This is a genomic window from Pseudomonas sp. NPDC087598 (assembly GCF_044743525.1).
Lineage (GTDB): Bacteria > Pseudomonadota > Gammaproteobacteria > Pseudomonadales > Pseudomonadaceae > Aquipseudomonas.
Genome location: NZ_JBIUWQ010000036.1, coordinates 1 through 2,675, shown reverse-complemented (window position 1 = coordinate 2,675; position 2,675 = coordinate 1). Strand labels below are relative to the sequence as shown.

4 protein-coding genes are annotated in these 2,675 nt (G+C 57.0%); 3 read left to right on the top strand and 1 reads right to left on the bottom strand.

Annotated features, from left to right (window positions below):
• The first annotated feature begins 59 nt into the window (after positions 1-59).
• From ACIOWE_RS19070 to ACIOWE_RS19060, 3 genes are read left to right on the top strand one after another with little or no spacing between them, the layout of a single operon-like run.
• Positions 60-1,463, top strand: a complete 1,404-nt coding sequence (locus ACIOWE_RS19070) for a sodium-dependent transporter (protein ID WP_401394469.1) — start codon at positions 60-62, stop codon at positions 1,461-1,463.
• A gap of 7 nt (positions 1,464-1,470) precedes the next feature.
• The gene (locus ACIOWE_RS19065; protein WP_016986510.1) at positions 1,471-1,905 is read left to right on the top strand and encodes a type II toxin-antitoxin system RatA family toxin; all 435 of its coding nucleotides are present in this window, start codon (positions 1,471-1,473) and stop codon (positions 1,903-1,905) included.
• Positions 1,868-2,212: an RnfH family protein gene (locus tag ACIOWE_RS19060; protein ID WP_401394466.1), complete on the top strand. Its 345-nt coding sequence runs from the start codon at positions 1,868-1,870 to the stop codon at positions 2,210-2,212. Before ACIOWE_RS19065 ends, ACIOWE_RS19060 begins: the two co-directional genes overlap by 38 nt.
• 61 nt (positions 2,213-2,273) lie before the next feature.
• Here the strand turns inward: ACIOWE_RS19060 and ACIOWE_RS19055 are convergent.
• Positions 2,274-2,675: outer membrane protein assembly factor BamE (locus ACIOWE_RS19055; RefSeq protein WP_401394463.1), on the bottom strand; the 402-nt coding region annotated here is incomplete at its 5' end.

Sequence of the window (2,675 nt, the reverse complement as noted above, 5' to 3'; positions counted from 1 at the left end):
TGGTTGATTGAATCCCGTACATTGAGTCATCTTTTTCTAACGCTTGGGCGTGATAAACGATGTCGACAGACAAGGTTTCTGTCCACGGCAGTTGGGCTAGCCGCTGGGTATTCATACTCGCCGCGACCGGTTCGGCCGTGGGACTGGGTAGTATCTGGAAGTTCCCCTACATGGTCGGGGTCTACGGCGGCGGCGCCTTTGTGTTGATGTTTCTGGCGTGCATCGCACTGATCGGGGTCCCGGTCATGCTCGCTGAAACCCTGATCGGCCGGCGCGCACGGCAGAGTCCGGCGAATGCCCTGAAGGCGCTGGCGCTTGAGGCGGGGCACTCGGCCAAGTGGTCGTGGGGCGCGTTTGCCGGGATGATCACGGCATTGTTGATCCTGTCTTTCTATAGCGTGGTCGGCGGCTGGTCGCTGGACTACATCGTCGATATGGGGCGCGGCGACTTTCAGGGCGCCACCGCCGATCAGGTCGGCGCCTATTTCGGCAATGTCATCGCCGACCCATGGCGTCTGACACTTTGGCACACAGTTTTCATGCTGCTGTCGGCGCTGGTGATCGCCAAAGGCGTGGTTGCCGGTCTTGAGCGCAGTTTGCGCATCATGATGCCGCTGTTGTTCGTGATGATTCTGGTGTTGCTGGGTTACAGCATGACCACCGGACATTTCATGGAAGGCGTGCATTTCATGTTCGACTTCCACCCGGAAAAAGTCCTCGACGGTTTGTTGCCGGCGATGGGGCACGCATTCTTTTCGCTGAGCGTTGGTGTGGGCTCGATCATGATCTACGGCGCTTACATGCCGAAGAACGCGTCGTTGTCCGGCACAGTGGTTGGCGTAGCACTGCTCGATACCTTTGTGTCGCTGGTCGCAGGTCTGGCCTTGTTCCCGATTGTCTTCGCCGGAGGCCTGAATCCCAGTGAGGGGCCTGGCCTGATGTTCGTCAGCCTGCCATTTGCCTTTGGTAATGTGGCTTTCGGTCAATTGATGGGCGTTGTGTTCTTTGTTCTGGTGGCGATTGCTGCCTGGAGTTCGGCGATTTCATTGTTGGAGCCGATGGTTGCATACCTGGTCGAGCGCACGAAAATCAGCCGCACCTGGGTGACTTTCTGGCTGGCATTCATTTGCTGGTTCGTCGGTCTGGGTACGGTGTTCTCTTTCAATATCTGGAAGGAAGCCAAATTTTTCGTGAACGAAGGCGGGATGTTCCATCTCTACCAATGGGGTGCGCAGAGTGGTCTGGATTTCTTCGGAGTCATCGACTTCTTCACCTCGCGCATCATGTTGCCGCTCGGCGGGCTGTGCTTTGTGCTGTTTGCCGGTTGGGTGATGGGCCGTGAAGCAGTGCGTGACGAGTTGTCGATCCGTAACCCGGCATTGTTTGCCCTGTCTTTGTTCCTGATGCGCTACGTTGCGCCTATCGGCATTGTTGTAGTGTTTGCCGCTCAGCTCTGGAAGTAACGCTCACATGACGACACATATTCAACGATCTGCCCTGCTGCCTTATCCGGCGCAGTTCCTTTATGACTTGGTCAACGACGTGGCGCGGTACCCGGAATTCTTGCCGTGGTGTTCGTCTGCTGAAGTGCTGGAAAGTTCGCCCGAGCATATGCGTGCCAGTGTTGGCGTGGCCAAGGGCGGGCTCAGTCAGCACTTCGTGACACGTAATACGCTGGTGCCGGGGCAATCGATCGAGATGAACCTCGAAGAGGGGCCGTTCAACCAGTTGCACGGCGTCTGGGTGTTCAAGGTGTTGAACGAGAAGGCCTGCAAGATCAGCCTCGATCTGTCGTTCGATTACGCGGGTCCGCTGGTGCGCGCTACGCTGGGGCCGTTGTTCAATCAGGCAGCGAACACGCTGGTGGATGCATTCTGCCAGCGCGCCAAGCAGATGCACGGTTGAGCCGGTGATCGAGATAGAGGTCGTGTACGCGGCCGTTGATCGTCAGGTCTTGCGCACCGTCAGTGTTCTCGAAGGGATTGCCGTGCGTGAGGCGTTGCTCAGCTCAGGCATTGGCGACGAGTTCCCGGAGCTTGATCTGGCGGAGTGCCCGGTGGGGATTTTTGGCAAAGTGATTGCCGATCCTCAGGTTCGCCTGATTCAGGAGGGGGATCGCATCGAAATATATCGCCCCCTGCTTGCCGATCCCAAAGAGGTGCGGCGTTTGCGTGCCGCCAAGGCTGCGGCGGCAAAAGCTCGAGAACAGTAAGCGAGCTAAATTGCAGGCAATAAAAAACCCGGAATGTCCGGGTTTTTTATTGCCTCGCAAATTATTGCGGCGAGGTATCCAGCGGCTCTGGTGTTGGAACCGGAACGGTTTCTACACCATCGACATCCTTCTGGATCTGATCCAGCAAGGAACCTGGCTTGACCGGTTTTTCCGGTTTTGGCTTCTCGGCGTTTTCAGCAGGAGCGGTCACTGTTGTGCCACTGTCCTTGCCGAGAATGGCTTCGTCACGGCTTACGCCCGGCATAAAGTCACCGGACAGGCTGACAAGCTGGTCGTTTGAGTTGAATATAACGCTGATGCGTTCCTGTTGGCGTTCACCGCCACCCGGTTGCAGGCTGTACAGATAATCCCAGCGATCGGCATGGAACGTGTCGACAAGCAGAGGGTTACCCATGATAAACCGTACTTGCGGCCGGGTCATTCCCGGGCGTAACTGGTCTAT

Bases quoted from the DNA above. Each gene is read 5' to 3' on its own strand.
- ACIOWE_RS19070 (WP_401394469.1), top strand. From the start codon at position 60: ATGTCGACAGACAAGGTTTCTGTCCACGGCAGTTGGGCTAGCCGCTGG.
- ACIOWE_RS19065 (WP_016986510.1), top strand. From the start codon at position 1,471: ATGACGACACATATTCAACGATCTGCCCTGCTGCCTTATCCGGCGCAG.
- ACIOWE_RS19060 (WP_401394466.1), top strand. From the start codon at position 1,868: ATGCATTCTGCCAGCGCGCCAAGCAGATGCACGGTTGAGCCGGTGATC.